The organism is Micromonospora sp. NPDC023737 (assembly GCF_040639715.1).
Lineage (GTDB): Bacteria > Actinomycetota > Actinomycetes > Mycobacteriales > Micromonosporaceae > Micromonospora.
Genome location: NZ_JBFAAL010000001.1, coordinates 409,440 through 432,439 on the forward strand (window position 1 = coordinate 409,440; position 23,000 = coordinate 432,439).

The following is a 23,000-nucleotide window of genomic DNA, read 5'->3' on the forward strand; positions in this document are numbered from 1 at the left end:
CACCGGGCCACCGGGCCACCGGGCCACCGGGCCACCGGGCCACCGGGCCACCGGGCCACCGGGCCACCGGGCCACCGGGCCACCGGGCCACCGGGCCACCGGGCCGATTATCACCATGAGGTTGATACCTCAGAGGCATATTTATGCCTCTGAGGTATCAACCTCATCGACGCGATGTCCGCCCACGGTGGCGGCTCGTCAGAGGCACGATCCGCCCGCCGCGTCGGGCCCCACGCCGAGTCACTCGCGCGACGCCCGCCGCCGCCGCCGGACACCACCTCGCCAGCGCCGCCGGAGACCGGCCGAACAGCCGCCGGCGCCGTCGCCGTTCCGGCGGGCGCTCCCGCCGTCGCCGGCCGACGGACCGGGCACGGGCGCACCGGGGACAGGTTCACTGCACGGGAGCGCTGCCACCCGTAGGCCGGATGGGCTGAAAGGACCGACTAGCTGCCTCGGGCCTTGCCGGGCGGCACACCTCCTGGTATCCACAGATGCGCATGTTTCAGCATGCGCGGCCGGCGGGGTGCCGGCCATGTCGCTCCACGAGGAGGTCCCGTGCCACACCCGGAGTGGTCACCTTGGATGAGCCGGCGGCGCCGCCGGCTCGTCCCCGTCCTGGCGGCGACCGCAGTGGTCGCCGCGCTGCTGCCCACCGGCGTCAGCTCCGCCGCGCCGGCCGGCGGCGACGCCGCCGCGGAGCGCCGCTCCGGTCCCTTCACCGAGGGATACCAGCACGCCGACGTGGACAACCGCGCCGGCAGCGCCGCGCCCGACGCCCGCCAGCGCGGACTCGCCCGCAAGGCCGACCCGGACGTACGGTGGAACAAGCTGGGCACTCCGCACTCGCTCGGCCCCGGCGCCGCCCCGCTCGCCACCGGCCTGCCCGCCGAGCCGGAGGCCGCCGCCCGGGCGTACCTCGCCGACAACCGTGACCTGTTCGGGCTGGACGCCGCGGCGGTGGCCGACCTGGAGCGCGTGCTGGTCCGCCCGATCGGCAGCGGCGCGGTGGTCACCCTCCGGCAACGCTTCGGCGACCTTCCCGCCGGGTACGACGGCCTGGTCACGCTCGCCGTCAGCAAGGGCAAGGTGCTCTCGGTCAGCTCGTCGCTGTCCCGGGACGCCGCGGCGCCCACCCCGGCCACCCTCAGCGAGGAGCAGGCGTACAAGGCCGCGCTCGCCGACGCCGGCCTGGACGCCTCGGCGGTGGCCAGCCACAGCGTCCGCACGGTCGCGGTGCCGACGCCTTTGGAGGGCCCGCGCAGCGCGTACGAGGTGACGCTCATCGGGTCGGACTCCGACCACCCGGCGGCGTTCACCACCTACATCGACGGCATCACCGGGAAGGTGCTGGTCCGGGAGGACCTGGTCGACTTCGACTCGGAGAACCCCAGCTGGGCGGTCTTCCCGGCCACCCCGCCGCGCAACCTCGGCCCGGGGCAGGACCCGCGGGTGCGCTGGTGCGCCGACCCGGCGCCGGGCTGCAAGGCGTCCTACCGTGACCCGGCCACCGGCAACGCGTGGGACGTCGACGCGGCAACCGACACGCCGACGTTCACCTCGCGCGGCAACTCGGCCAACACGGTGGTCTCCTGGGGCGCCGGCAACCCGATGGTGCCCGCCACGACCAGCCCGGAGCGGCGGTACGAGTACCCGTTCACCGACCAGTGGCACCAGGCGAAGTGCAACCCGGAGGTGTTCACCTCGGCTCAGCGCAACGACACCGACGCCGCGATCGGCAACCTCTTCGCCATGCACAACCGGATGCACGACTGGGCGTACCAGCTGGGCTTCACCGAGTCGGCGTGGAACCTGCAGGCGGTCAACCTGACCCCGGAGGGTCTGGGCGGCGACGCCGAGCAGGGCCGGGCCCAGCAGGGCGCGCTGAGCGGCAACCGCAACAACGCCAACCAGGGCACCCCGCGCGACGGCCTGCCGCCGACCACAAACATGTACCTGTGGCAGCCGCAGGCCGGCGGTCCGTACCCGCCCTGCGTCGACGGCGACTACGACATGACCGTGATCGGTCACGAGTACACCCACGCCATCAGCAACCGGATGATCGCCGGCCCGGACAGCGGGATCGGCGGACACCAGGGTGGATCGATGGGCGAGTCGTGGAGCGACCTGCTGGCGACCGAGTTCCTGTTCCAGCACGGCCTCCGCGCGCCCGGCGAGACGCCGTTCATCGTCGGCGGATACGTCACCGGCAACCTGGTGAGCGGCATCCGCAACTACGACCTCAGCCGCAGCCCGCTGAACTACTCCGACGTGGGCTACAACACCGGCGGCCCGGCCGTGCACGCCGACGGGGAGATCTGGGGTGCCACCAACTACCGGGTCCGCTCCGCGATGGTCAAGCGGTACGGCCTCGGCACGCCGAAGCTCCAGCTGGAGTGCGCGCAGGGCAAGGTGCCCGCGGACCGCTGCCCGGGCAACCGACGCTGGTCGCAGCTGGTCTTCGACTCGTTCCTGCTTCAGGCGGCGAGCCAGGTGAGCATGCTCGACATGCGCGACAACATGCTCACCGCCGACCTGCTGCGCTTCGACGGGGCGAACCAGGACCTGATCTGGGCCGAGTTCGCCCGCTCCGGCATGGGCCGGGACGCCGTCACCAACGGCGCCTCCGACACCGACCCCACGCCGAGCTTCGCCTCGCCGTCCGGCGGCAACGCGACGTTCACGCTGCGTCCGCGTGGGGAGAGCGCCGACGCGCCGATCCGGCTCTACGTCGGGGAGTACGAGGCACGGGCCACGCCGATCGCGGACACCGACCCGGCGACCCCGCTGGGGAACACCGTCGAGTTGGTGGCCGGCACGTACGACCTGATCGCGGTGGCGCCCGGCTTCGGGCACCAGCGGATGCGCGTGACCGCCAAGGCCGGCCACAAGGCGCAACACCTCGACCTGAAGCTCGACCGCAACCTCGCGTCCACGACGTCCGGCGCCACGGTCAGCGGTGACGGAGTCAACCTCGACCGGATCGCCGACGACACCGAGGCGACGAACTGGGCCTCGCTCGACGGGGTGGCCGGCAAGCAGGTCACCGTGGCGCTGCCCGGCGACAAGCCGCACGTGGTGAAGCGGGTGAACGTCAGCGCCATGCTGCGCCCGGGCATCAGCGGGGACGCCGACGCCGGCAGCCAGAACGCGCTCAGCTCGCTGCGCTCGTTCGCGGTGCTGGCCTGCAACGCGAAGAAGGCCGACTGCACGAACTCGGCGAACTTCAAGCGCGTCTACACGAGCAAGAACGACGCGTTCCCGGGCGGGGCGTACCGGGCGTACACCCGGGACATCAACCTCCGCGAGTTCCGGGTGCCCACCACCCTCGCCACCCATCTGCGGCTGGAGGTCCTGGCGAGCCAGTGCACGGGCGGGCCGGCATACGCCGGTGAGCAGGACAACGACCCGGCGACCACGACCGACTGCGCGACCGCGAGCCCGGCGCGCGACCAGGTCCGGATCGCCGAGTTCCAGGTGTTCTCGAAGTGACCGCCGCCGGGGCCGGCGCCACGCGCCGGCCCCGGCCAACCACACCAACCCGTCGGCCCCGCCCCGGTCAGGGCGGGGCCGATCGGGTGCCGCCCGTCCGTCAGGGGCTTCCCTGGCCGTCCCGGACGGCAGTCGTCGTCGGTGAGGCAGAATCGGGCGGGTGTCCGAGCTCAACAGCACCTTCGTCCGGCTGCACGCGCGTTTAACCCCGGTGCCGTTCGTTCCCGAGGTGCGGCTGCACCAGGCGGACGAGCCGATCGGGCTCTGGGAGCTGACCGAGGGTGAGTTCCGCAGCGACCAGCCGCCGCCCTTCTGGGCCTTCGCCTGGGCCGGCGGGCAGGCGCTCGCCCGCTACGTGACCGACCATCCCGAGCTGGTCGCCGGCCGCCGGGTGCTCGACCTCGCGTCCGGCTCCGGGCTGGTCGCGATCGCCGCCGCGCGGGCGGGCGCGACCGCCGTCCGCGCGGTCGAGGTGGACGAACTGGCGGTCGCGGCGGTCGCGCTCAACGCCGAAGCCAATGCGGTCCGCGTCGACGCCGAGTTCGGCGACATCCTCGACGGCGACGCCGGAGGGGCGGAGGTGGTGCTCGCCGGTGACGTCTTCTACAGCGAGGCGATGGCCCGGCGGATGCTGCGGTTCCTGCTCCGCGCCGCCCGGGCCGGGGCGCGGGTGCTGGTCGGCGACCCCGGGCGGGCGTTCCTGCCTCGCGACCGCTTCGACGAGCTCGCCGCGTACGACGTCCCGGTGCCACCGGCGCTGGAGAGCGTCTCGGTCAAGCGCACTACGGTGTGGGAGCTGCGGCCCGGCCTGCCGAAGACCGAGGGCTAGCCTGCACCCGACTTCCGGCCAGCGGCCACCGGCGCGGGACCGGCGACTCGCGGCGATTCGCTGCGGGGAGCCGGGTAGTCGGGTAGTCGGGCGGCATCGCCTGCCTGACGAAAGTCAGGTGCGGGTGGTGCCGTTCGGGCGCGGCTGACCGAGCACCCGAACGCCTAGCGTCGGCGCATGATCACATTACGTGGGTTGACGAAGCGGTTCGGGCGTACCACCGCCGTCGACGCCCTGACCGTCGACATCGCACCCGGCCGGGTCACCGGGTTCCTCGGACCGAACGGTGCCGGCAAGTCCACCACCATGCGGATGATCCTCGGACTCGACCGGCCCACCGCCGGTCAGGCGCTGATCGGCGGGTGCGCGTACCGGGACCTCCGGCACCCGCTGTTCGAGGTCGGTGCGTTGCTGGACGCCAAGGCCATCCACCCGGCACGCTCCGGGCGGGCGCACCTGCTGGCCATGGCGCGCAGCAACGGCATCCCGGCGCGCCGGGTCGACGAGGTGCTCGCCACCGTCGGGTTGGACGACCGCGCGGCCGCCAAGCCCGGGCGTACCCTCTCGCTCGGCATGGGCCAGCGGCTCGGCATCGCCGCCGCGCTGCTCGGCGACCCGCCGGTGCTGATGTTCGACGAGCCGGTCAACGGGCTCGACCCGGACGGGGTGCGCTGGGTACGGCAGCTCATGCGCCTCCTCGCCGAGCAGGGACGGACGGTCTTCGTCTCCAGCCACCTCATGACCGAGATGCAGCTCACCGCCGACCAGTTGGTCGTGATCGGGCGCGGACGGTTGCTCGCCGACGCGCCGATCGACGAGGTCATCGCGGGAAGCGCGGGCGCGGTGCGCGTACGAAGCCCGCAGCCGGAAGGCCTGGCCACGCTGGCCGACCGGCTCACGGCGGCCGGCGCCACCGTCGAAGCGGCCGGGCCCGCCGAACTGACCGTCACCGGCTCCACCGTCGATCGGGTCGGCGACCTGGCGTACGAGTTGGGCGTGCGGCTGCACGAACTGAGCCCGCACGGCGCGTCACTGGAGCGGGCGTTCATGGAACTGACCGCCGACAGCGTCGAGTACGCCGGCGTCCCCAGCACGGCAGGAGAGACCCGATGACCGCCACCCGGATCCGTCCCACCGCCCGCTCGGCCGGGTTCGGCGGCACCGTCGCCGCCGAGTGGACCAAACTCTGGTCGGTACGCAGCACCTGGTGGACGCTGCTCGGCGCGGTGCTGGTGACCGCGGCGACCGCCGGACAGCTGGCCATCTACGCGGCCAACGCGAACACCAACGACGATCCGGCCGACGATCGCGGGATCGTCACCGTCGGCAGCATCGTCATCGGCTCGATGGAGCTCACCCAGTACGCCGTGCTCGCGCTCGGACTGCTCGTCGTCACCAGCGAGTTCACCAGCGGGACCATCCGTACGACGTTGCAGTGCACGCCGTCGCGCGGCCGCGTACTGCTGGCGAAGGCCGTGGTGACCGCGGCGGTGACCTTCCCGTTCGGCCTGCTGCTCGGCGGGGTCGGCGCGCTGGTGGCCGGGCCGGTGCTCGGCGAATGGGGCAGCGCTCCGGTGGCGGGCACCCTGCGCGACCTGCTGGCGGTCTCCGCCTACCTGGCGCTGGTCGGGGTGCTGGCCCTCGGGCTGGGCGCGGCGCTACGCAGCGCGGTGCTCAGCCTGATCGTGCTCGTCGCCACCCTGATGATCGTGCCGCTGTCGCTTCAGGAGCCGGACATCACCCTCCTCAACCGGATCGCGGACGGCTTCCCCGGCGTCGCGGGTGGGCACTTCATGGCAGGCGACACCGAGCCCTACCGGGCAGCGTGGGGGTTGCTGCTGCTGGCCGGCTGGGCGGCCGCCGCGCTCGTGCTCGGCCGGGCCGCGCTGCGCCGCCGCGACGCCTGACCCGGCGGACCGGCCGGGTCGCGCTGGGCCGCCTGCGGACGGGCCGGAAAACCGGTTTCGCGCGGACGGCAACCTTTTGGTTCGTGAGTACCGTTCAACCGCGTGTCGTCACACCGCGTTCGTCGCTTCCTCGCCGCCCTCTCGTTACTGGCGCTCTCCGCATCGACCGCCTGCGCGGACGGGGCTCGGCCCGCCGCCGGCAGCCCGCCGGCCTCCGGTGGGCCGAGCCAGTCCGCCTCGCCGTCGCCCGCGACAACGCGCTCCGGTCCGCCCACGACCCCGTCCGCCCCGCCCGCACCCAAGACGTTGGCCTGGTACCTCGCCCAGGTGCCGGACTTCCCCCCGGCGCCGCCGCCGCAGCGGGTGCCGCCGACCCCGGGCCCGTCGGTTCCTCTCTGGTTCCGGGTGCCCACCGACCAGAAGGTCGCCTTCATCACCATCGACGACGGCGCGCTGGCCCGCCCACCCGCGGTGATCGACTTCATCCGGGAGGCGCACATCCCGGTCACGATGTTCCTGAACTCGCCCGCCGCGGCCGCGCACCCCGACTACTTCAAGCAGATCGAGGCGGCGGGCGGGGTGATCGAGAATCACACGATCACGCACACGTCGCTGCCCGGCCGGTCGTACGCCTACCAGAAGCACGAGATCTGCGGAGCGGCCGACAAGCTGGAGCAACTGTTCGGCAAGCGGCCGACGCTGTTCCGCCCGCCGTTCGGCAGCCGCGACGCGAACACCCTGAAGGCCGCCCGCGACTGCGGGATGATCGCGGCCCTGCACTGGCGCGAGACCGTCGACAAGGGGAAGGTGCGTTACCAGACCCCGACGAAGGTGGTGAAGCCCGGCGACATCCTGCTGATGCACTTCCGGCCGGCGCTCATGGACGACCTGCTCGGAGCGCTGCGGGCGATCTACAAGTCCGGGCTCACCCCGGCGTTGCTGACGGACTACATCCAGTAGCGGACCCGGCCGCCGCCGCTCACTGCCCGACGAGCCCCGCCTCGTAGGCGATGATCGCGGCCTGCACCCGGTTGCGTACCTCGAGTCGGGTGAAGATGCTGGTCAGGTACGTCTTCACCGTCCCCTCGACCAGGTGGAGCCGACGGGCGATCTCCGCGTTGGACAGGCCGGCCCCGACCAGTCCCAGCACCTCCCGCTCCCGCTCGGTGAGCGCGGCGGTCCGGTCCCGGGCGGCCGGACGCCGGGCCAACCGCCCGCCGCCCAGCTCGATCACCCGGCGCGCCACCCGCGGCGACAGGTACGCCCCGCCGTCGGCGACCGCGTGCACCCCGGCGATCAGCTCGCGCGGGTCACCGGCCTTCAGCAGGAAGCCGCTCGCCCCGTGCCCGAGCGCCCGGGCGATGTGGTCGTCCTCGCCGAACGTGGTGAGCATGACCGCCGCCGTCTGCGGCACCAGGCGGCGGATCTCCGCTGCCGCGCTCAGCCCGTCCAGCTTCGGCATCCGGATGTCCAGCAGGACGACGTGGGGCCGGTGCGCGCGGACCAGCTCGACGGCGACGCGGCCGTCACCCGCCTCGGCGACCACCTCGATGCTCGGGTCGGTGGCCAGGATCGCCCGTACGCCGGCGCGGATCATCGCCTCGTCGTCGGCGAGCACCACCCGGACCGGTGTCGCCCCGGTCACGTCAGTTGTCACTGGTCGATCCGCTCCTTGCTGGCCAGCCGATTCCCGGCGAAGCAGAGCCGCCAGGTCGGCTGGGCGAGAGGAAAGTTTCCGTCCGTGTAGTACTCGCACCCGTCCCGGTCGGCGCCGGTCGGCCGGTCGAGCTGCCGGTGCGGCAGCCCCGGCAGGTCGGTGCGCGACGCACCCACCCGCAACTCGTCGAACGTCGCCTGGTCGAGCACCGTACCGGCCGTCGCCACCGGGTAGTAGACGAGCGAGAGCACCAGCGCGAAACCGGCCGGAGCGCCCAGCGCCGCAAGCAGACTGCGCCGGACCCGCCGGCGGGCGGCCTGGAGCCGCCGCTCCGCGTCGGCCGGCGCCTCCGCCGGCCGCGCACGGCCCGGCGCGAGGCCGTCGCCGTCGGTCGGCCACGTCGACGGGGGCATCCGGCCCGCCACGTCGACGGGGTCACCGGCCGGCTCCGGACCTTGCCCGTCCCGCGGCCGCACAGGCAGCCGGGCCCGCACTGCGAAGCCACCGTCGTCGCGGGGACCGGCGTCGAGCGTGCCGCCGGCGAGGCGTACCCGCTCGGCGAGCGCCAGCAGGCCGCTGCCGTGCGACGGCGGACCGGACAGCGGGCCGGCCGGTGGCGGGGCGTTGACCACGGTCACCTCGATCCGGTCACCCGCCCGGGCGAGGCTGACCGTCACCGCTGCGCCCGGCGCGTACCGGGCCGCGTTCGTCAGCGCCTCGCGGACCACCCGGTGCGCGGCGTGGCCGACCACCGTCGGCAGCTCATCCGCGTCGAACTCGGCGTCCAGCCGTACCGCGATCCCCGCCTCGCGTGCGCCGTCGACCAGCTCGGCGACGTTCTCGTCGGCGGGCCGGGTGCCGGCGCCCTCCTCCCGGAGCAACCCGATGATCTCGTGCAGCCGCTCCGTCGCGGTGGCGACGCTGGCCCGCAGCTCGCCCGCCGCGACCCGGTGCCGGTCGTCGAGGTCCGTCGCGACCTCCAGGGTGGCCGCGCGCAGCGCGATCAGGCTGAGATGGTGACCCAGCGAGTCGTGCATCTCCTGCGCGATACGGGCCCGCTCCCGCAGCCGGATCCGCTCGGCCGCGCCGCGCTCCTCCCGGGCCGCCGCCTCCGCGTGCCGGCGACCGGCCTCCACCAGCTCCTGCTGCTGCCGCCGGTACCGACCGACCAGCCACGGGAAGACCCCGGCGAAGAGCAGCACCGAGGCGAGCAGGAACCAGGTCGCGGCCGCGGTGCCGAGCAACGCCAGGTTCAGCACCGTGCCGCCCGCCGCGATCAGCGCGAAGACGACGGCGGCCGGAGCGGCGGCGGCGCTACGCCGGCCGACGAGGTAACTGAACACCGGGATGGCGAAGACGAAGTTGCCGTCGACCAGCGAACCGAGCACCACCAGGACCAGGGCGGCCAGCGGTCGACGCCGGCTCACGGCCACCGCCGTCGCGAGCATCAGCAGCTTGACCGCCAGCAACGGCAGCTCGTACCGGGGATGGGGCGGTGTGGCGCCGGCGTAACCGACCGGTGCGGCGAGCACCACGAAGAGCAGCACGTCGCGCAGGACGGCAGTCCACCCCGCCACCGCGTGCCGGGCCGTACGCTCCCATGGTCGGGGCCGGTGGCCCGGCGGGCCGCCTTCCCCGCGGCGGTCCCGGACACCTCGCCAGCTGGTCACGGCGGCCAGGCTACCCACCGCCGACCTGCCCGGACACCGACGAAAGTCAAGTGTTCAGCCGATCTCCTCGGCCCAGGCACGCCAGTCGTCCAGCACCCCGTGCAGCGCCGGGGTGAGCCAGCCCGGCGCCGACCGCCGGAACACGCCCGGGTCCATCGCGCCGGCACCGGCCGGCAGCGCGCCGAGCAGCTTCGGCACCAGATCGCTGAGGTTCGTCCAGTGGACCAGCTCGGGCGCGGTGGGCCACGCGCCGACGACCACGCCGGCCGGCACCGCACGGCGGTCCAACGCCTCCAGGGTGAGCGCGCTGTGGTTGAGCGTCCCCAGCCCGGCCCGGGCCACCACCACCGCCGGTGCGCCCAGCGAGACGGCCAGGTCCGCCACCGTCCACGGCTCGCCCGACGGGCGCAGCCCCATCGGTACGAGCAGCCCGCCGGCCCCCTCAACGAGCACCAGGTCGTGTTTCTCGGCCTCCTCGCGGACCGCGTCGACGGCCGTGTACAGCTCCAGCGGCTCCAGCTCGGCCACCCGGGCGGCGGTGAGCGGAGCGAGCGGATCCGGGTAGCTCGCCAGCGTCCGTCCGGTGAGCGGGGCAGCCAGCCGCTGCACCGCGTCCACGTCACCGGGCCCCCCGGGAGCCGTACCCGACTGACCAGGCTTGACGACCGCCACCCGCAGGCCTGCGGCCTGGGCCGCGGCGGTGATCGCCGCGGTCACCACCGTCTTACCCACCCCGGTGTCGGTGCCGGTCACCACCACCGGTCCCTGCCACGGCTCGGTCTCCTGGCTCACCGGGCACACCCCACGCTGACGTCCGGACCGGCGACACCGAGCCGTTGCGGTGCGGGGACCGTCCGCTCGGCGCGACGGTCGCGCGCCTCCAGCAAGTCCGCCACCGTCACCCCCGTCGCCTCGTACGCGGTCGCCGCCGACCGCCTCCGCCGGGCGAAGTTACCACCCACCGGGTCCCGCCCCACGGATCCACTCGGCCCGTCCGGGGCGACGATCACGCCGAGCGACCGGGCGTTACTCAGGGCGGAAGCCTTGTAGGGTGGCGATGCCAGAGAATCCCCGGCGGTCCGCAGTGGACCGCCCACACGACGACCGCGCGCCGGCGCGGCACCGGAGGGCGGACGCCGCTGCCGCCGCTGCCGGGCGGCCGGCTGACGACCCACGTGAAGCATGGCGAGATCGGGGGCTGAGTCCGGTGCCGGAGCTGCAGGGGCGAACGGTGACACTGCGGCCGGCCACGGCCGCGGACGTGCCGGCACTGGCCGAGATCCGGGCCACGCCGGAGGTCCGGCGCTGGTGGCGCGGCAGCGACGACCTCACCGCCGCGGTCGAGGCCGACATCGCCGACGAGACGACGACCGTCTACACCGTTCGTCGAGACGAGCGGGTGGTCGGCGCCATCCAGTGGTACGCCGAGGAGGATCCGGACTACCGGCACGCCAGCCTCGACATCTTCCTCGCGCCGGACGTGCACGGTCTCGGGCTGGGCCCTGACGCGATCCGTACGCTGGTGCGCCACCTCGTCGAGGCGTACGGCCACCACCGGTTCACCATCGACCCGGCCGCGCGGAACACCCAGGCGATCCGTGGTTACGCCAAGGTCGGCTTCCGCCCGGTGGGCGTGCTGCGCCGGTACGAGCGCGGCGAGGACGGACGTTGGCACGACGGCCTGCTGATGGAGCTGCTCGCCGACGAGCTGGCCCACTGACGACCCGTTCCCGCGGAATCTCGGACGGGACGGTCCGTCCTGGCATACGGGCGTACGGTTGCTGGCCCGCCTCGGAACGCGCGACAGTACGCGACACCAGCGGTGCCATCGACGCCGCCGCTCCCCTGGACAACCCTGAGGAGAACGCGATGGCACTACGACTCGCCGAGGGCACCGCCTGGCCGGACACCCTCGCCCGTGCGGTGGCCGCCGTCCCCGAGGCGTTCGGCGCCGAGGTCGACGGTGTGCGCAGCCTGCACAACCTGATCGAGGGCGAGTGGCGCGGCGTCGGCGCACCCACCCCGGTCCGGACCCCGGTGGACAACACGGTCCTGATCAACCTGGCCAGGCTGGACGCGGAGAGCGCGCGGGCCGCCGTGAGCCATGCCGCCGCCGCGCACCAGACCTGGGCGCAGACGCCGCTCGCCGAGCGGAAGGCCCGGGTCGTCGAGGCGCTGGACGCGCTCGGCGCGCACCGTGACCTGCTGGCCCTGCTGCTGGTCTGGGAGATCGGCAAGCCGTGGCGGCTCGCGTGCGCCGACGTCGACCGGGCGCTGGACGGTGTCCGCTGGTACGTCGGTGAGATCGACCGGATGCTCGCCGGTGGCCGGGAGGCGCTGCCCGGGCCGGTCAGCAACATCGCCTCGTGGAACTACCCGATGAGCGTGCTCGTGCACGCCGAGCTCGTGCAACTGCTGGCCGGCAACGCGGTCATCGCGAAGACCCCGTCGCAGGGCGGCGCGGTCTGCCTCACCGTGGCGCACGCGCTGATGCGCCGGGCCGGGCTGCCCGCGACGCTGCTCTCCGGCGGCGGCGAGGAACTCTCCGAGGTCCTGGTGCGGGCACCGGAGATCGGCGCGGTCGCGTTCGTCGGCGGACGGTCCAACGGCGGGAAGGTGGCCGCCGCGCTGCTCGACTCCGACAAGCGCCACTTCATCGAGCAGGAAGGGTTGAACGCCTGGGGGATCTGGAACTTCTCCCAGTGGGACCTGCTGGCCGGGCACCTGAAGAAGGGCTTCGAGTACGGCAAGCAGCGCTGCACGGCGTACCCCCGGTTCGTGGTGCAGCGCGACCTGGTCGACGAGTTCCTCGACATGTACCTGCCGGTGGTCCGCTCGGTCCGGTTCGGGCATCCTCTCGCGGTCGAGGAGGACTGGCGGCCCGGTGACGCGCTGCCCGAACTGGACTTCGGGCCGTTGATCAGCGCCGGCAAGGCCGATGAGCTGCGCCGCAAGGTGGACGAGTCGGTACGGGGCGGGGCCGTGCCGCTGCACCGGGGCAAGCTGGACGGCGCGCCGTTCCTGGCCGGACAGGACACCTCCGCGTACGTGGCGCCGGCGGTGCTGCTGGCCCCGCCCGGCCGGTCGCGGCTCATGCACGCCGAGCCGTTCGGGCCGGTCGACACGATCGTCGTGGTCGACACCACCGACGAGTTGCTGGCCCAGATGAACGCGTCCAACGGTGCCCTGGTCGCCTCGCTCGCCTGCGACGACGAGGAGTTGGCCGGCAAACTCGCGGTCGATCTGCAGGCGTTCAAGGTGGGCATCAACAAGCCCCGCTCGCGTGGTGACCGGGAGGAGCCGTTCGGCGGCCGGGGCGCCTCCTGGAAGGGGGCGTTCGTCGGCGGCGACCTGCTCGTGCAGGCGGTCACGCAGGGCGGCGACGAGCGGCTGTACGGCAACTTCCCCGACCACAGCCGCTACCCCACGACCTGACCGGCCGGTGGCAGGGGCCCGTCGGCGATGGGCCCCTGCCGCTCCCGGCTGGTCGCGGCGGAGCCGTCCACCTCGGGTCCTTCGGAGCTGATGTCGCAAACGCACCAGGGTCTCGGCGCGTCGGCGCCGACCCTGATGTCGCGACCGATTCAGCTTCAACGCCTCCGGGAGCCAACCGTCGCACCAAGGCGACGAGCGAGCGCGGCCGGCGGCCGGCGGCCGACTCAGGCGATCACCGGGGCTGGCCGACCAGGTCGAGCCGGTCGCCGAGGATCACGGCGCTGGCGCGCACCAGCTGCGCCAACCGATCGACCTCGGTGGCGTGGAACGCGGCGGCGGTGAGCGGTTCGGTGTGCTCCCGCGCCACCACCAGCACCAGACCGGCCCGGCCGAACGGTGCGACCGCGTGGTGGGTGCCGCCGGGCGAGGACATCGAGCGGGCCCGCAACGGGGTCACCTCCGGCAGGGCGGGTGGTACGGGCGTACGCCAACTGGAGTGCTCCACGGTCGCCGCGCCGCCTCCGGAGCGGGACGCCCAGTCCAGTGGCACCAGCGCGACCACCGCCCAGTCGGCGGCGAGCAGCCCGGGAACCGCGTCGACCAGGGTGGCCAGCCCGTCGGCCGGGTTCGCCGCCACCTGGGTCAGCAGCTCGGCGTCCTGCCCGGTGGTGGTGGGCGCGCCGATCGCCCGCCACACCCCGTCCACCCGTACGCCGGGAATCGCCGCGAGCCCGGCGAGCAGCCGCTCGACGCGGGCCGCGCCCGGCCAGACGACGGTGAAGTCGTCGATGGCCCGCCCACCCAGCCGCTCCAGCACCACCACCTGGACGATGTCCGCTCCGGACACACCCAACGTGCGGGCCACCTGGCCGAGGGTGCCGGGACGATCCGGCAGGGTGACCCGTACTCGCAGCAACATGCTCGTCCCTCCGCTCGGCGGGCCGGCGGTGAACGGCCGGCAGGCTGACCTCAGCCTGGCCAATGCCCATTTCGTCCCTGTTGCCGCGGCATGTCCCCGACGCAAAACCCGACCTTGACAACGTGAGTGAGCTGCCATCAACTAATCGGATGACCGATCCGGCCGTCGATGCCTCCCGGCCGGGGGCCACCTCGGACTCCGCCGCGGGGGTCGCCCCCGCCGACCCGACCGGCAGCAGCCCCGCCCCGGCCGGTGTCGACCTCGACCGGCTCGCCGACTACCTGGCCCGCCACCGGCCCGACCTGGCCGCCGGCCCGCCGCGTGCCCGGCTGATCGCCGGCGGGAAGTCGAACCTCACCTACCTGCTGCACATCGGCGACCGCGAGCTCGTGCTGCGTCGTCCGCCGCTGGGGCACGTGCTGGCGACCGCCCACGACATGGCCCGGGAGTTCCGGGTGATCTCCGCGCTGGCGCCCACCGAGGTGCCGGTGCCGGGCGCGCTGCTGCACTGCCCCGATCCGGACGTGATCGGCGCGCCGTTCTACCTGATGGAGCGGGTCACCGGCGAGGTCTACCGGACCCGGGCGCAGACGGATCCGCTCGGCGGGCGGCGGCGCCGCGATCTCGCGATGGCCATGATGGACACCCTCGCCGCGCTGCACCGGGTCGAACCGGAGGCGGTCGGCCTGGCCGACTTCGGCCGCCCCGAGGGCTACCTGGAGCGGCAGGTGCGCCGCTGGGCCGGGCAGTTGGAGCGGTCCCGCAGCCGGCCGCTGCCGGGCGTCGACGAGCTGCGCGACCGGCTGGCGGCGACCGTACCGGCGAGCGCCAACGCCGGACGGATCGTGCACGGTGACTACCGGCTGGACAATCTCCTCGCCACCGTCGAGCCCGTGGCGGTCCGCGCCGTGCTCGACTGGGAGATGGCGACCCTCGGTGACCCTCTCGCGGACCTGGGGCTGTTGCTGACCTACTGGGACGTGCTGGGTGGCAGCGAGACGGCCGACGGCAACCCGGTCGCCGATGGTCTCGGCCCGCGGGCCGGTTTCCCGACCGGCGCGGAACTGATCGAGCGGTACGCCGACCGCAGCGGCGTCGACGTCGGCCCGCTGCACTGGCACGTCGCGCTGGGCTGTTTCAAGCTCGCGGTGATCTGCGAGGGCATCCACTACCGGCACACGCTCGGACAGACGCTCGGTGAGGGATTCGACCGGATCGGCGAGATGGTGGCGCCGCTGATCGCGTACGGGCTGACCGCCGCCGGGGAGCGCTGATGGATTTCGCGTACGACAGCCGCACCGAACACCTGCGGGCCGAGCTGACCGCGTTTCTGGAACAGCACGTCTACCCGGCCGAGGCGGTGCACGCCGCGCAGGTGGCCGAGGCGGGCGACCCGTGGGCGCGTCCGCCGGTCATGGCCGAGCTGAAGGCCGAGGCGCGCAAGCGCGGGCTGTGGAACCTCTTCCTGCCCGACCGGCGCTACGGCGCCGGGCTGACCAACCTCCAGTACGCGCCGCTGGCCGAGCTGACCGGGCGCAGCCCGCACCTGGCTCCCGAGGCGCTCAACTGCGCCGCGCCCGACACGGGCAACATGGAGCTGCTGGCCGAGTTCGGCTCCGAGCGGCAGCGGGAGCGCTGGCTGGGTCCGTTGCTGGAGGGGGAGATCCGCTCGGCGTTCTGCATGACCGAACCGGACGTCGCCTCGTCCGACGCTACCAACATCGCCACCCGGATCGTCCGGGACGGCGACCACTACGTCGTCAACGGTCGCAAGTGGTGGTCGTCGGGGGCGATGGATCCGCATTGCGCGGTCTTCATCGTGATGGGCAAGACCGACCCGGACGCCGACCGGCATCGGCAGCAGAGCATGGTGCTGGTTCCGCGGGACACTCCGGGCGTCTCCGTCCGGCGGGGCATGAGGGTGTTCGGCTACAGCGACGCGTCGCACGGCGGGCACGCCGAGATCGACTTCTCCGACGTACGGGTGCCGGTGGAGAACCTGGTCGGCGAGGAGGGCGGCGGCTTCGCCATCGCCCAGGCCCGGCTCGGTCCGGGGCGGATCCACCACTGCATGCGCCTGGTCGGCATGGCGGAGCGGGCCCTCGAACTGCTCTGCCGACGGGTCGGCGAGCGGATCGCGTTCGGCCGGCCCCTCGCCGAGCAGGGCGTGGTGCGGGAATGGATCGCCGAGTCCCGGGTCCGCATCGAGCAGGCTCGCCTGCTGGTGCTGAAGACCGCGTGGCTGATGGACACCGTCGGCAACAAGGGCGCCCACACCGAGATCCAGGCCATCAAGATCGCCACGCCGGCGATGGCCGAGTGGGTGATCGACAAGGCCATCCAGGCGTACGGTGCGGCCGGCGTCAGCCAGGACACGCCGCTGGCCGCCCTCTGGGCCGGCGCCCGGACCCTCCGTCTCGCCGACGGCCCCGACGAGGTGCACCGCGCCTCCCTGGCCAAACGTGAACTGCGCCGCTGGCCCCCCACCCCCACCCCGGCCTAACCCCCTCCCTCTCCCCCTCCCCCCTCCCCCGGCCCGCGCCCGGGCCGCCCTCCCCGTTGATCATGAAGTTATTGCACGTGTCGTCGGCGTGTCACGACAACAACTTCATGATCACCGCGGCGCCCGGAGGGCGGGGGGCGGAGGGTGAGGGTGGGGTTAGGCGGAGGTGCGGTGGACCAGTTGGGTGTCGAGCAGGACGTGCGGGGCGGGCAGGTCGTCGCCGCGGATGCGGGCGACCAGCAACCGGGCCATCTGCCGCCCCATCTCCTCCACCGGCTGGAAGACCGTGGTGAGCGGCGGGTCGGCCTGCCGGGCGATCGGGGCGTCGTCGAAGCCGACGACCGCCACGTCGTCCGGCACCCGGCGGCCCGCCTCGCGCAGCGCGCGCAGCGCGCCGAACGCCATCAGGTCGGACGCGACGAAGACGGCGTCGACGTCCGGCCGGACCTCCAGCAGCCGGCGCATGGCGGCCGCCCCGCTCTCCTCGCTGAAGTCGCCGTACGCGACGAGGTCGGTGTCGACCCCGCCGAGGGTCCCCGTGATCGCGTCGGTGTAGCCGGTCAGCCGGGCCAGGCCGGCGCCCATGTCCTGGGGACCGGCGATCGTGGCGATGCGCCGCCGCCCGCGCCCGGCGAGGTACTGCACGGCCTGCCGGGCGCCGCCCACGTTGTCCACGTCGACGAACCAGGCCGGCCGCGCGCCCGGTCGCAGCATCCGGGCCGGCCGGCCGCCGAGCACGCTGGGCAGACCCCGCTCCTCGAGCAGGCCGGGTAGCGGGTCGGCGTCGTGCAGGGAGAGCAGGAGTACGCCGTCGACGTGCTGGTTGGTGAGGTGGTGTTCGACCCGCTCACGTTCGACCGGTGACTGTGCCATGGCCAGCCAGAGCTGCATCGGCGTCTGCAGCAGCGCCGAGCTGATCCCGCGGACGATGGCCGCGAAGAACGGCTCGGTGAAGATGCGGTCCCCGGATTCGGAGACGACCAGCGCGACGGAGTCCGTACGCCGGGTGACCAGTGCCCGGGCCGCGCGGTTCGGCACGTACCCCAACTCGGCGATGGCCTGCTGCACCGCGGCCCGCGCCTCCGGGCTCACCTGGGGAGACCCGTTGACCACGCGGGAGACCGTCCCGCGGCCGACGCCGGCGCGGGCGGCGACCGCGTCCAGGGTCGGCCGTCCGAGCGACCGGGTGCGCTGCGTTGTCATCGTCTGCTCCTCCGGCGGAGGACGACACCGGTGCCCACCCTGGTCGGGGTGGGCACCGCGCCGTCCGTTGGTGGCTGGCCCCTGCCTATTGTGCGGCCAGACCGTTGCCGTGGGATGACCTCGGTGTGCACCAGGTGTCCGCACCCGGCCGTCGCAGATCACACCGAACCGTCTCGAACACCCCGGTACTGCTCGGCAGCCGCCAGGAGCGAGGCTGTGAAGCGGCCGCGTGGCGGCGACCGGACAGGGTCACCAGCCTCGGAAGGAGCCTTCCATCCTGGCCTCATTGACGAACTGTTTCCAGGCCTGCTGCTTGGTCGCCTCGCCGCTCTCGTACGCGCGCAGCGCCGGCTCCAGCGCGTTCTCCTTCACGGCCTGGTGCTTCGGCCCGAGGTGCAACGGTTGGATCCGCCTAACGCTCTCACCGAAGATCTTCCCGGTCGGCGCGTTGTTGAAGTACTTGTTGGTGTAGCCGGTGAAATCGGCGTTCTGCAGCGCGTCCAGGTTGGTCGGCAAGGGGCCCTTGAGCTTGAAGGCGGCGATCTGGCTGCTGGCGTTGGTCAGGTACTCGGCGAGCTTCGCCGCCTCTTTCGGGTACCGGCTCTGCGTCGGCACGCCGAGCCAGGAACCGCCCCAGTTGCCGGCGCCGCCGGGTACCGGTGCCACGTCCCACTTGCCGGCGTTCTTGGGTCCGGAGTTCTCCGCCACGACGCCGAGCATCCAGGAGGGGCAGAGCGTCGCGGCGAAGGTGCCCGTCTTGAAACCGCTGGACCACTCCGGCGACCAGGTGGCCGCCGCGGCGCTGATCTTCGCGTCCGCCATGGCGATCGCGGTGTTCCAGGCGGCCTTCACCGACGCGCTGGTCTCGACGACGATGTTGTCGCCGTCGTCGTAGAACAGGTCGCCGCCCTTCTGGTACATGACCGCGCTGGCCGCGGTGGTGACCGAGTCGAGCATCCCCTTGCCGGACGCCTCGCGGTACTTCTCGCCGGTCTCGATGAACCCCGGCCAGTCCCGCCAGAGTGCCGCGACCTTGTCCCGCCTGGTCGGCAGCCCGGCGGCCGCGAAGAGGTCCCGGCGGTAGCAGACCGCGAGGCTGCCGACGTCGGTGGGCAGGCCCATCAGGCGGCCGTTCGGGGTGACGCCCAGCTCGTACTTCCAGGCCAGGTAGTCGTTGCTGTGATCGGCGACCAGTCTGCGGAGGTCGACCCAGTTGTCCGGGTTGACCTTGAACTCGTTGAGGATGCCCTCCTCGAGCGCGACCACGTCCCCCGCGCCCTCGCCGGTGGCGATCGCCTGTACGAGCTTCGGCCGGTAGTCGTTGAGCTGGGCGGTCTTCCGCAGTTCGACCTTGATACCGGTGTCCTTCTCGTACTGCTTGACGATCTCGTCGTAGCCGAACTCACCGAAGGTGTCCACGACCAGCTTGGCGGGCTTCTCGCCGGCGGCGTCCTCGCCACATGCCACGAGACCGCTGAGCGCGGTGATCGCGGCCAGGGCGGCGGCCGTCAGCCGGACGCGCCGCATGGTGAGGCTCATCGGGACCCCTCTTTCGGTGGTGAGGCTGGGTATGGAGGGTGGCGGAACGGCATCTGGCCGCCGGGCCGGTGTGACGACCGACGCCGGCGGTCGCGAGAGGACCGGGCCACCAGGGTGGAGCGCTCCCAGCGAGAGTGCTGACGAGTTTCTGGTGTGTCAATACTCGGATGGGAGCGTTCCAACAAACGTTACCGTGCCCGGTGAGGCCGGCTGCTCAGTGCCCGCGGGCGGCCAGGAACCGGTCCCGGATCCACGGCCCTCCATCCGGGAGGCCGCCGTGGCTTCGACGGCCCGAGTGTCAGCAGAAGCGGCGCGGCAGCGTGCCAGGAGGCCACCGCGGCTTCGACGGCCCGAGTGTCAGCAGAAGCGGCGCAGCAGCGTGCCGGCACGCCCGGCGTCGAAGGCCACCGGGTCGAACGACTCCCCCGCCCACTCCCGCATCGACGCGTGCTCGGGGTGCGCCGGGTCGGCCAGCGCGGCGAGCAGCAGTTGGTAGCCGGCGACACCCCCGATGCCCTCCGGTGGGCACGCCCGCTCCCCGTCGACGCAGGCCGGGTAACGCTCCTCCGGATCGGCGGTCAGCGCGTCCTCGATGACGACGTCGTGCTCCCACCAGTCACCGAAGTCGTAGGTGTACTGGAACCGGCTGCCCTTGCCGAGCACCTCGTCCAGGCGTACGTCCAGCTCGTCATCGAGCGCCAGCTCGCCGTCCGGGTCGGGTTCGCCGTACTGGAGGCCGTCGATCTCGAACGAGTGCAGACGGCAGTCACGCCACCCCATCGAGTGCTGGATCACCCGGTGCAGCCGGTCCAGGGTGTAGCCGGCCGGCACGAGCACCCGGCGCCAGACCGGCGGACGGACCCCGGTCAGAGAAATCCTCAGCTGGAAGATCTGGCGCGACATGCTGTCCCCTCCTCGTCGGCATAGGCTGCGAGCATGATCTGCCGAGCGTGCCGAGCGAGACGGCACGACGACTGTCCGGGGCGGAACTGGTGCGACTGCCAGCACCGTACCCCTCGACCCACCCCTCCGGTCAGCGGTCCGGCCAGCGAATGAGCGTCGGAATCCCGATCGGTCGAATCTGGCCGGTACCCCCGGCGGAGTCGCTCACCGACGCCATGCTGACCGAGCTCTACGCGCGGGCCGACCGGCCACACCTGCGGGTGAACTTCGTGTCGAGCCTCGATGGCGCGGTGAGCGTGGACGGCTACTCGGCCGGCCTCTCCGGGGAGCCGGACAAGCGCGTCTTCGGCCTGCTCCGGATGCTCTGCGACGCGCTGGTGGTGGCCGCCGGCACGCTGCGCCACGAGGGCTACCGGGCGCTACGGCTGGACGAGCGCCGGCGGGCCTGGCGGCGGGAGCAGGGCCTGCCCGAGTACCCGACGCTGGTTGTCGTCTCCAACTCGCTCGACCTCGACCCCACCCAGGCCGCGTTCGCCGACGCGCCGGTACGGCCGTTGGTGCTCACGCGCGCCGAGGCCGCGCCGCCACCGGGGCTGACCGAGGTGGCCGAACTCGTCCCCTGCGGCACCGACCGGGTGGACCTCGCCGCGGGCCTCGCCGAGCTGCGCCGGCGCGGCCTGGGCCAGTTGCTCTGCGAGGGCGGTCCGCAACTGTTCGGCGCGCTCACCGCCGCCGACCTGGTCGACGAGCTCTGCCTCACCGTCGCTCCGCTGCTGGCCGGCGCGGGCCCCGGCCGGATCACCGCCGGCCTTCCCAGTCCGCCCCGGCGGCTGCCGCTGCGGCACGCGCTCGCCGCCGAGGACGGCACCCTCCTCCTGCGCTACGCCCGCGACCGCCACCCACCAGCCGACGCTCCGCCCCCTGCCCCTCGGTGACAGCGGTCGATCGATCATGAGGTTGGCGACGCTTCCGGAGATCGAAGCCGCCGCCAATCTCATGATCACCTGACTGGCGCGGGCCGGAGCGGCGACGGTGAGCGGCGGGCACGGATCGTGGTGCCGCCGTGACGCTGCGCTGGGCGAAGCGCGGACCGGCGTGGCGTCCGCCGCGTCGCGTGGCAACCTGTCGTACTCCTCGGGCAGGATGCACCACGTGTGTGCCGACCGCGATGACCGACCGAGCGGAGTTGCCCGATGAGCGATGACGGGTTCGACGCCCCGGTCGAGGGGGTCGGCCGGGTGCTCGGCACCGCCGACGCGACCCCTCTGCAGTTCTGGACGGCCGTCTCCCCCGGCAGCTACCTCCAGCTCGACGACGTGGTGGTGACCCGGCGGGAGCTGCCCGACCGTGAGCCGGTGACCATCGCCGGCGTGGTCACCCAGGTACGGGCCCGCCACGAGGGCGCGCAGTTCGACTCCGACGTCTTCGCCATCGCCGACGGCACCCTCCCCGCCCAGGTGCAGGAAGCCGCCGAGGTGACCACCACCCGGGTCGATCCGGAGTTCTACGTGCCGCCGACCCCGGGCGCGGTGGTGCACCGGGCCGAGGGCGACGCCCGGGCCCGCGCGCTGCACTTCGACCGGATGGAGCGCCGCATCCCGATGGGGATGGGCCGCGACGGCGTGCCGGTCTACCTCAACGCCGACTTCCTCGACGGCACCCGCGGCGCGCACGTCTCGATCTCCGGCATCTCCGGTGTGGCCACCAAGACGAGCTTCGCCACCTTCCTGCTCTACTCGGTCTTCCGCTCGGGGGTGCTGGGCGGTGACGCGGTCAACGCCAAGGCGCTCATCTTCAACGTCAAGGGCGAGGACCTGCTCTTCCTCGACCACCCCAACGCCCGGCTGGACGACGACACCCGGGCGGCCTACGCGCGGCTCGGCCTCGACGCCGGCGCCTTTCCCGACGTACGCGTGTACGCCCCGCCGCGGGTCGGCGACTCCTCCGGCACGCCCGACGTGAGCAGCCGGCTCACCGGGGTCGACAGCTTCTACTGGACGCTCAGCGAGTTCTGCGCCGACCGGCTCCTGCCGTACGTCTTCGCCGACGCCGACGACGAACGCCAGCAGTACACGATGGTGGTCCACTCGGTCACCGCCCACCTGGCCCGCTACGCCCAGCCCGCCGACGGCGGGGTGAGCATCGACGGGGTTCGCCTCGGCGGCTACGCCGACCTGGTCGACCACATCGTCGAGCAACTCAACGACGACGAGACCCGCTCGGAGTGGGCCGGCAGCGCCGTCGGCCTGGGCACCGTCAACGCCTTCGCCCGCCGCCTCATCGGCAGCAAGAAGGACCTTGGCCGGCTGATCCGGGGCGACCTCGCCACCCGCCGCCCACACAGCATCAACACTGCGGAGAGCGCCCAGGTCACCGTCGTCGACCTGCACAACCTGCCCGACCGGGCGCAGCGGTTCGTGGTCGGCGTGACGCTGCGGAGCGAGTTCGAGCGCAAGGAGAAGGCCGGCACCGCCAAGCCGCTGCTCTTCGTGGTGCTCGACGAGCTCAACAAGTACGCCCCCCGCGAGGGCTCGTCGCCGATCAAGGAGGTGCTGCTCGACATCGCCGAGCGGGGCCGGTCGCTCGGCGTGGTCCTGGTCGGCGCCCAGCAGACGGCGAGCGAGGTGGAACGGCGGATCGTCACCAACTCGGCGATCCGGGTGGTCGGCCGGCTCGACCCGGCCGAGGCGTCCCGCCCCGAGTACGGCTTCCTGCCCCCGGCCCAGCGGCAGCGCGCGCTGCTCGCCAAGCCCGGCACCATGTTCGTCAACCAGCCGGACATCCCGGTGCCGCTCTGCCTGGAGTTCCCGTTCCCGGCCTGGGCGACCCGGGTCAGCGAGGCGGGTCGGGCACCGTCGCAGACACTGCGCTCGATCACCCAGAGCGCGGATCCGTTCGCGGTGGTGGGCTCGGCCGGCGGCACCGACGACGACATCCCGTTCTAGG

Annotated in this window: 18 protein-coding genes; 11 read left to right on the top strand and 7 right to left on the bottom strand. The window is 73.1% G+C overall.

From position 1 onward, the window contains the following. Positions 1-555: 555 nt before the first annotated feature. The 5 genes from AB0F98_RS01820 to AB0F98_RS01840 all read left to right on the top strand — a co-directional run bounded on the left by AB0F98_RS01820 (position 556) and on the right by AB0F98_RS01840 (position 7,185). Positions 556-3,489, top strand: a complete 2,934-nt coding sequence (locus AB0F98_RS01820; RefSeq protein ID WP_357727108.1) for a M36 family metallopeptidase — start codon at positions 556-558, stop codon at positions 3,487-3,489. Positions 3,490-3,649: 160 nt separating this feature from the next. Next, positions 3,650-4,318 carry a 50S ribosomal protein L11 methyltransferase gene (locus tag AB0F98_RS01825; protein WP_357727112.1) on the top strand — a complete coding sequence of 223 codons (669 nt, stop codon included), beginning with the start codon at positions 3,650-3,652 and terminating at the stop codon, positions 4,316-4,318. A gap of 177 nt (positions 4,319-4,495) precedes the next feature. Next, positions 4,496-5,431 carry an ATP-binding cassette domain-containing protein gene (locus AB0F98_RS01830; RefSeq protein ID WP_357727115.1) on the top strand — a complete coding sequence of 312 codons (936 nt, stop codon included), beginning with the start codon at positions 4,496-4,498 and terminating at the stop codon, positions 5,429-5,431. Continuing rightward, a complete protein-coding gene (locus AB0F98_RS01835; protein WP_357727118.1) occupies positions 5,428-6,225 on the top strand; it encodes an ABC transporter permease subunit in 798 nt (265 codons plus the stop codon). Before AB0F98_RS01830 ends, AB0F98_RS01835 begins: the two co-directional genes overlap by 4 nt. A 102-nt stretch (positions 6,226-6,327) precedes the next feature. Then, on the top strand, positions 6,328-7,185 hold the full coding sequence (locus AB0F98_RS01840; protein ID WP_357727121.1) for a polysaccharide deacetylase family protein: 858 nt from the start codon (positions 6,328-6,330) through the stop codon (positions 7,183-7,185). Positions 7,186-7,204: 19 nt separating this feature from the next. Here the strand turns inward: AB0F98_RS01840 and AB0F98_RS01845 are convergent, their stop codons facing one another. The 3 genes from AB0F98_RS01845 to bioD are packed head-to-tail and all read right to left on the bottom strand — an operon-like array spanning position 7,205 to position 10,311. Continuing rightward, positions 7,205-7,882 carry a response regulator transcription factor gene (locus AB0F98_RS01845; protein ID WP_357727124.1) on the bottom strand — a complete coding sequence of 226 codons (678 nt, stop codon included), beginning with the start codon at positions 7,880-7,882 and terminating at the stop codon, positions 7,205-7,207. Continuing rightward, complete coding sequence (locus AB0F98_RS01850; RefSeq protein WP_357727127.1) at positions 7,879-9,552, bottom strand: histidine kinase; 1,674 nt, start codon at positions 9,550-9,552, stop codon at positions 7,879-7,881. Before AB0F98_RS01850 ends, AB0F98_RS01845 begins: the two co-directional genes overlap by 4 nt. Before the next feature lie 54 nt (positions 9,553-9,606). After that, on the bottom strand, positions 9,607-10,311 hold the full coding sequence (bioD, locus tag AB0F98_RS01855) for a dethiobiotin synthase (RefSeq protein ID WP_357728987.1): 705 nt from the start codon (positions 10,309-10,311) through the stop codon (positions 9,607-9,609). A gap of 472 nt (positions 10,312-10,783) precedes the next feature. Between bioD and AB0F98_RS01860 the strand changes: the two genes are divergently transcribed. Together AB0F98_RS01860 and AB0F98_RS01865 are read left to right on the top strand one after the other, a co-directional pair. Further along, positions 10,784-11,272: a GNAT family protein gene (locus tag AB0F98_RS01860; RefSeq protein ID WP_357727130.1), complete on the top strand. Its 489-nt coding sequence runs from the start codon at positions 10,784-10,786 to the stop codon at positions 11,270-11,272. A 149-nt stretch (positions 11,273-11,421) separates the two neighbouring features. Continuing rightward, on the top strand, positions 11,422-12,987 hold the full coding sequence (locus AB0F98_RS01865; protein ID WP_357727133.1) for an aldehyde dehydrogenase family protein: 1,566 nt from the start codon (positions 11,422-11,424) through the stop codon (positions 12,985-12,987). A gap of 232 nt (positions 12,988-13,219) precedes the next feature. Here the strand turns inward: AB0F98_RS01865 and AB0F98_RS01870 are convergent, their stop codons facing one another. Continuing rightward, positions 13,220-13,906 carry an amino acid-binding protein gene (locus AB0F98_RS01870; RefSeq protein WP_357727136.1) on the bottom strand — a complete coding sequence of 229 codons (687 nt, stop codon included), beginning with the start codon at positions 13,904-13,906 and terminating at the stop codon, positions 13,220-13,222. A gap of 149 nt (positions 13,907-14,055) precedes the next feature. On the opposite strand from AB0F98_RS01870, the gene AB0F98_RS01875 reads away from it, so the two are divergent. Further along, entirely contained in the window at positions 14,056-15,180 is a 1,125-nt protein-coding gene (locus AB0F98_RS01875; protein ID WP_357727139.1) for a phosphotransferase family protein, read from the top strand. Beyond that, positions 15,180-16,409 (top strand): acyl-CoA dehydrogenase family protein, encoded by a 1,230-nt coding sequence (locus tag AB0F98_RS01880; protein ID WP_357727142.1) that lies wholly within the window; start codon positions 15,180-15,182, stop codon positions 16,407-16,409. The genes AB0F98_RS01875 and AB0F98_RS01880 overlap by 1 nt, the downstream gene beginning before the upstream one ends. Positions 16,410-16,565: 156 nt before the next feature. Here AB0F98_RS01880 and AB0F98_RS01885 read toward each other — a convergent pair whose 3' ends face one another. The 3 genes from AB0F98_RS01885 to AB0F98_RS01895 form a co-directional block, all read right to left on the bottom strand. After that, positions 16,566-17,612 carry a LacI family DNA-binding transcriptional regulator gene (locus tag AB0F98_RS01885; RefSeq protein WP_357727145.1) on the bottom strand — a complete coding sequence of 349 codons (1,047 nt, stop codon included), beginning with the start codon at positions 17,610-17,612 and terminating at the stop codon, positions 16,566-16,568. A gap of 249 nt (positions 17,613-17,861) precedes the next feature. Next, positions 17,862-19,151 carry an extracellular solute-binding protein gene (locus AB0F98_RS01890; protein ID WP_357727148.1) on the bottom strand — a complete coding sequence of 430 codons (1,290 nt, stop codon included), beginning with the start codon at positions 19,149-19,151 and terminating at the stop codon, positions 17,862-17,864. A 357-nt stretch (positions 19,152-19,508) separates the two neighbouring features. Continuing rightward, on the bottom strand, positions 19,509-20,054 hold the full coding sequence (locus AB0F98_RS01895; protein ID WP_357727151.1) for a plasmid pRiA4b ORF-3 family protein: 546 nt from the start codon (positions 20,052-20,054) through the stop codon (positions 19,509-19,511). Positions 20,055-20,203: 149 nt separating this feature from the next. Between AB0F98_RS01895 and AB0F98_RS01900 the strand changes: the two genes are divergently transcribed. After that, positions 20,204-20,989 carry a pyrimidine reductase family protein gene (locus tag AB0F98_RS01900; protein WP_357727154.1) on the top strand — a complete coding sequence of 262 codons (786 nt, stop codon included), beginning with the start codon at positions 20,204-20,206 and terminating at the stop codon, positions 20,987-20,989. 258 nt (positions 20,990-21,247) lie between these two features. Beyond that, complete coding sequence (locus AB0F98_RS01905) at positions 21,248-22,999, top strand: ATP-binding protein (RefSeq protein WP_357727157.1); 1,752 nt, start codon at positions 21,248-21,250, stop codon at positions 22,997-22,999. Position 23,000 lies beyond the last annotated feature (1 nt).

Bases quoted from the DNA above. Each gene is read 5' to 3' on its own strand.
- AB0F98_RS01830 (WP_357727115.1), top strand. From the start codon at position 4,496: ATGATCACATTACGTGGGTTGACGAAGCGGTTCGGGCGTACCACCGCC.
- AB0F98_RS01835 (WP_357727118.1), top strand. From the start codon at position 5,428: ATGACCGCCACCCGGATCCGTCCCACCGCCCGCTCGGCCGGGTTCGGC.
- AB0F98_RS01865 (WP_357727133.1), top strand. From the start codon at position 11,422: ATGGCACTACGACTCGCCGAGGGCACCGCCTGGCCGGACACCCTCGCC.
- AB0F98_RS01870 (WP_357727136.1), bottom strand. From the start codon at position 13,906: ATGTTGCTGCGAGTACGGGTCACCCTGCCGGATCGTCCCGGCACCCTC.
- AB0F98_RS01875 (WP_357727139.1), top strand. From the start codon at position 14,056: ATGACCGATCCGGCCGTCGATGCCTCCCGGCCGGGGGCCACCTCGGAC.
- AB0F98_RS01880 (WP_357727142.1), top strand. From the start codon at position 15,180: ATGGATTTCGCGTACGACAGCCGCACCGAACACCTGCGGGCCGAGCTG.
- AB0F98_RS01885 (WP_357727145.1), bottom strand. From the start codon at position 17,612: ATGACAACGCAGCGCACCCGGTCGCTCGGACGGCCGACCCTGGACGCG.
- AB0F98_RS01890 (WP_357727148.1), bottom strand. From the start codon at position 19,151: ATGAGCCTCACCATGCGGCGCGTCCGGCTGACGGCCGCCGCCCTGGCC.
- AB0F98_RS01895 (WP_357727151.1), bottom strand. From the start codon at position 20,054: ATGTCGCGCCAGATCTTCCAGCTGAGGATTTCTCTGACCGGGGTCCGT.
- AB0F98_RS01900 (WP_357727154.1), top strand. From the start codon at position 20,204: ATGAGCGTCGGAATCCCGATCGGTCGAATCTGGCCGGTACCCCCGGCG.
- AB0F98_RS01905 (WP_357727157.1), top strand. From the start codon at position 21,248: ATGAGCGATGACGGGTTCGACGCCCCGGTCGAGGGGGTCGGCCGGGTG.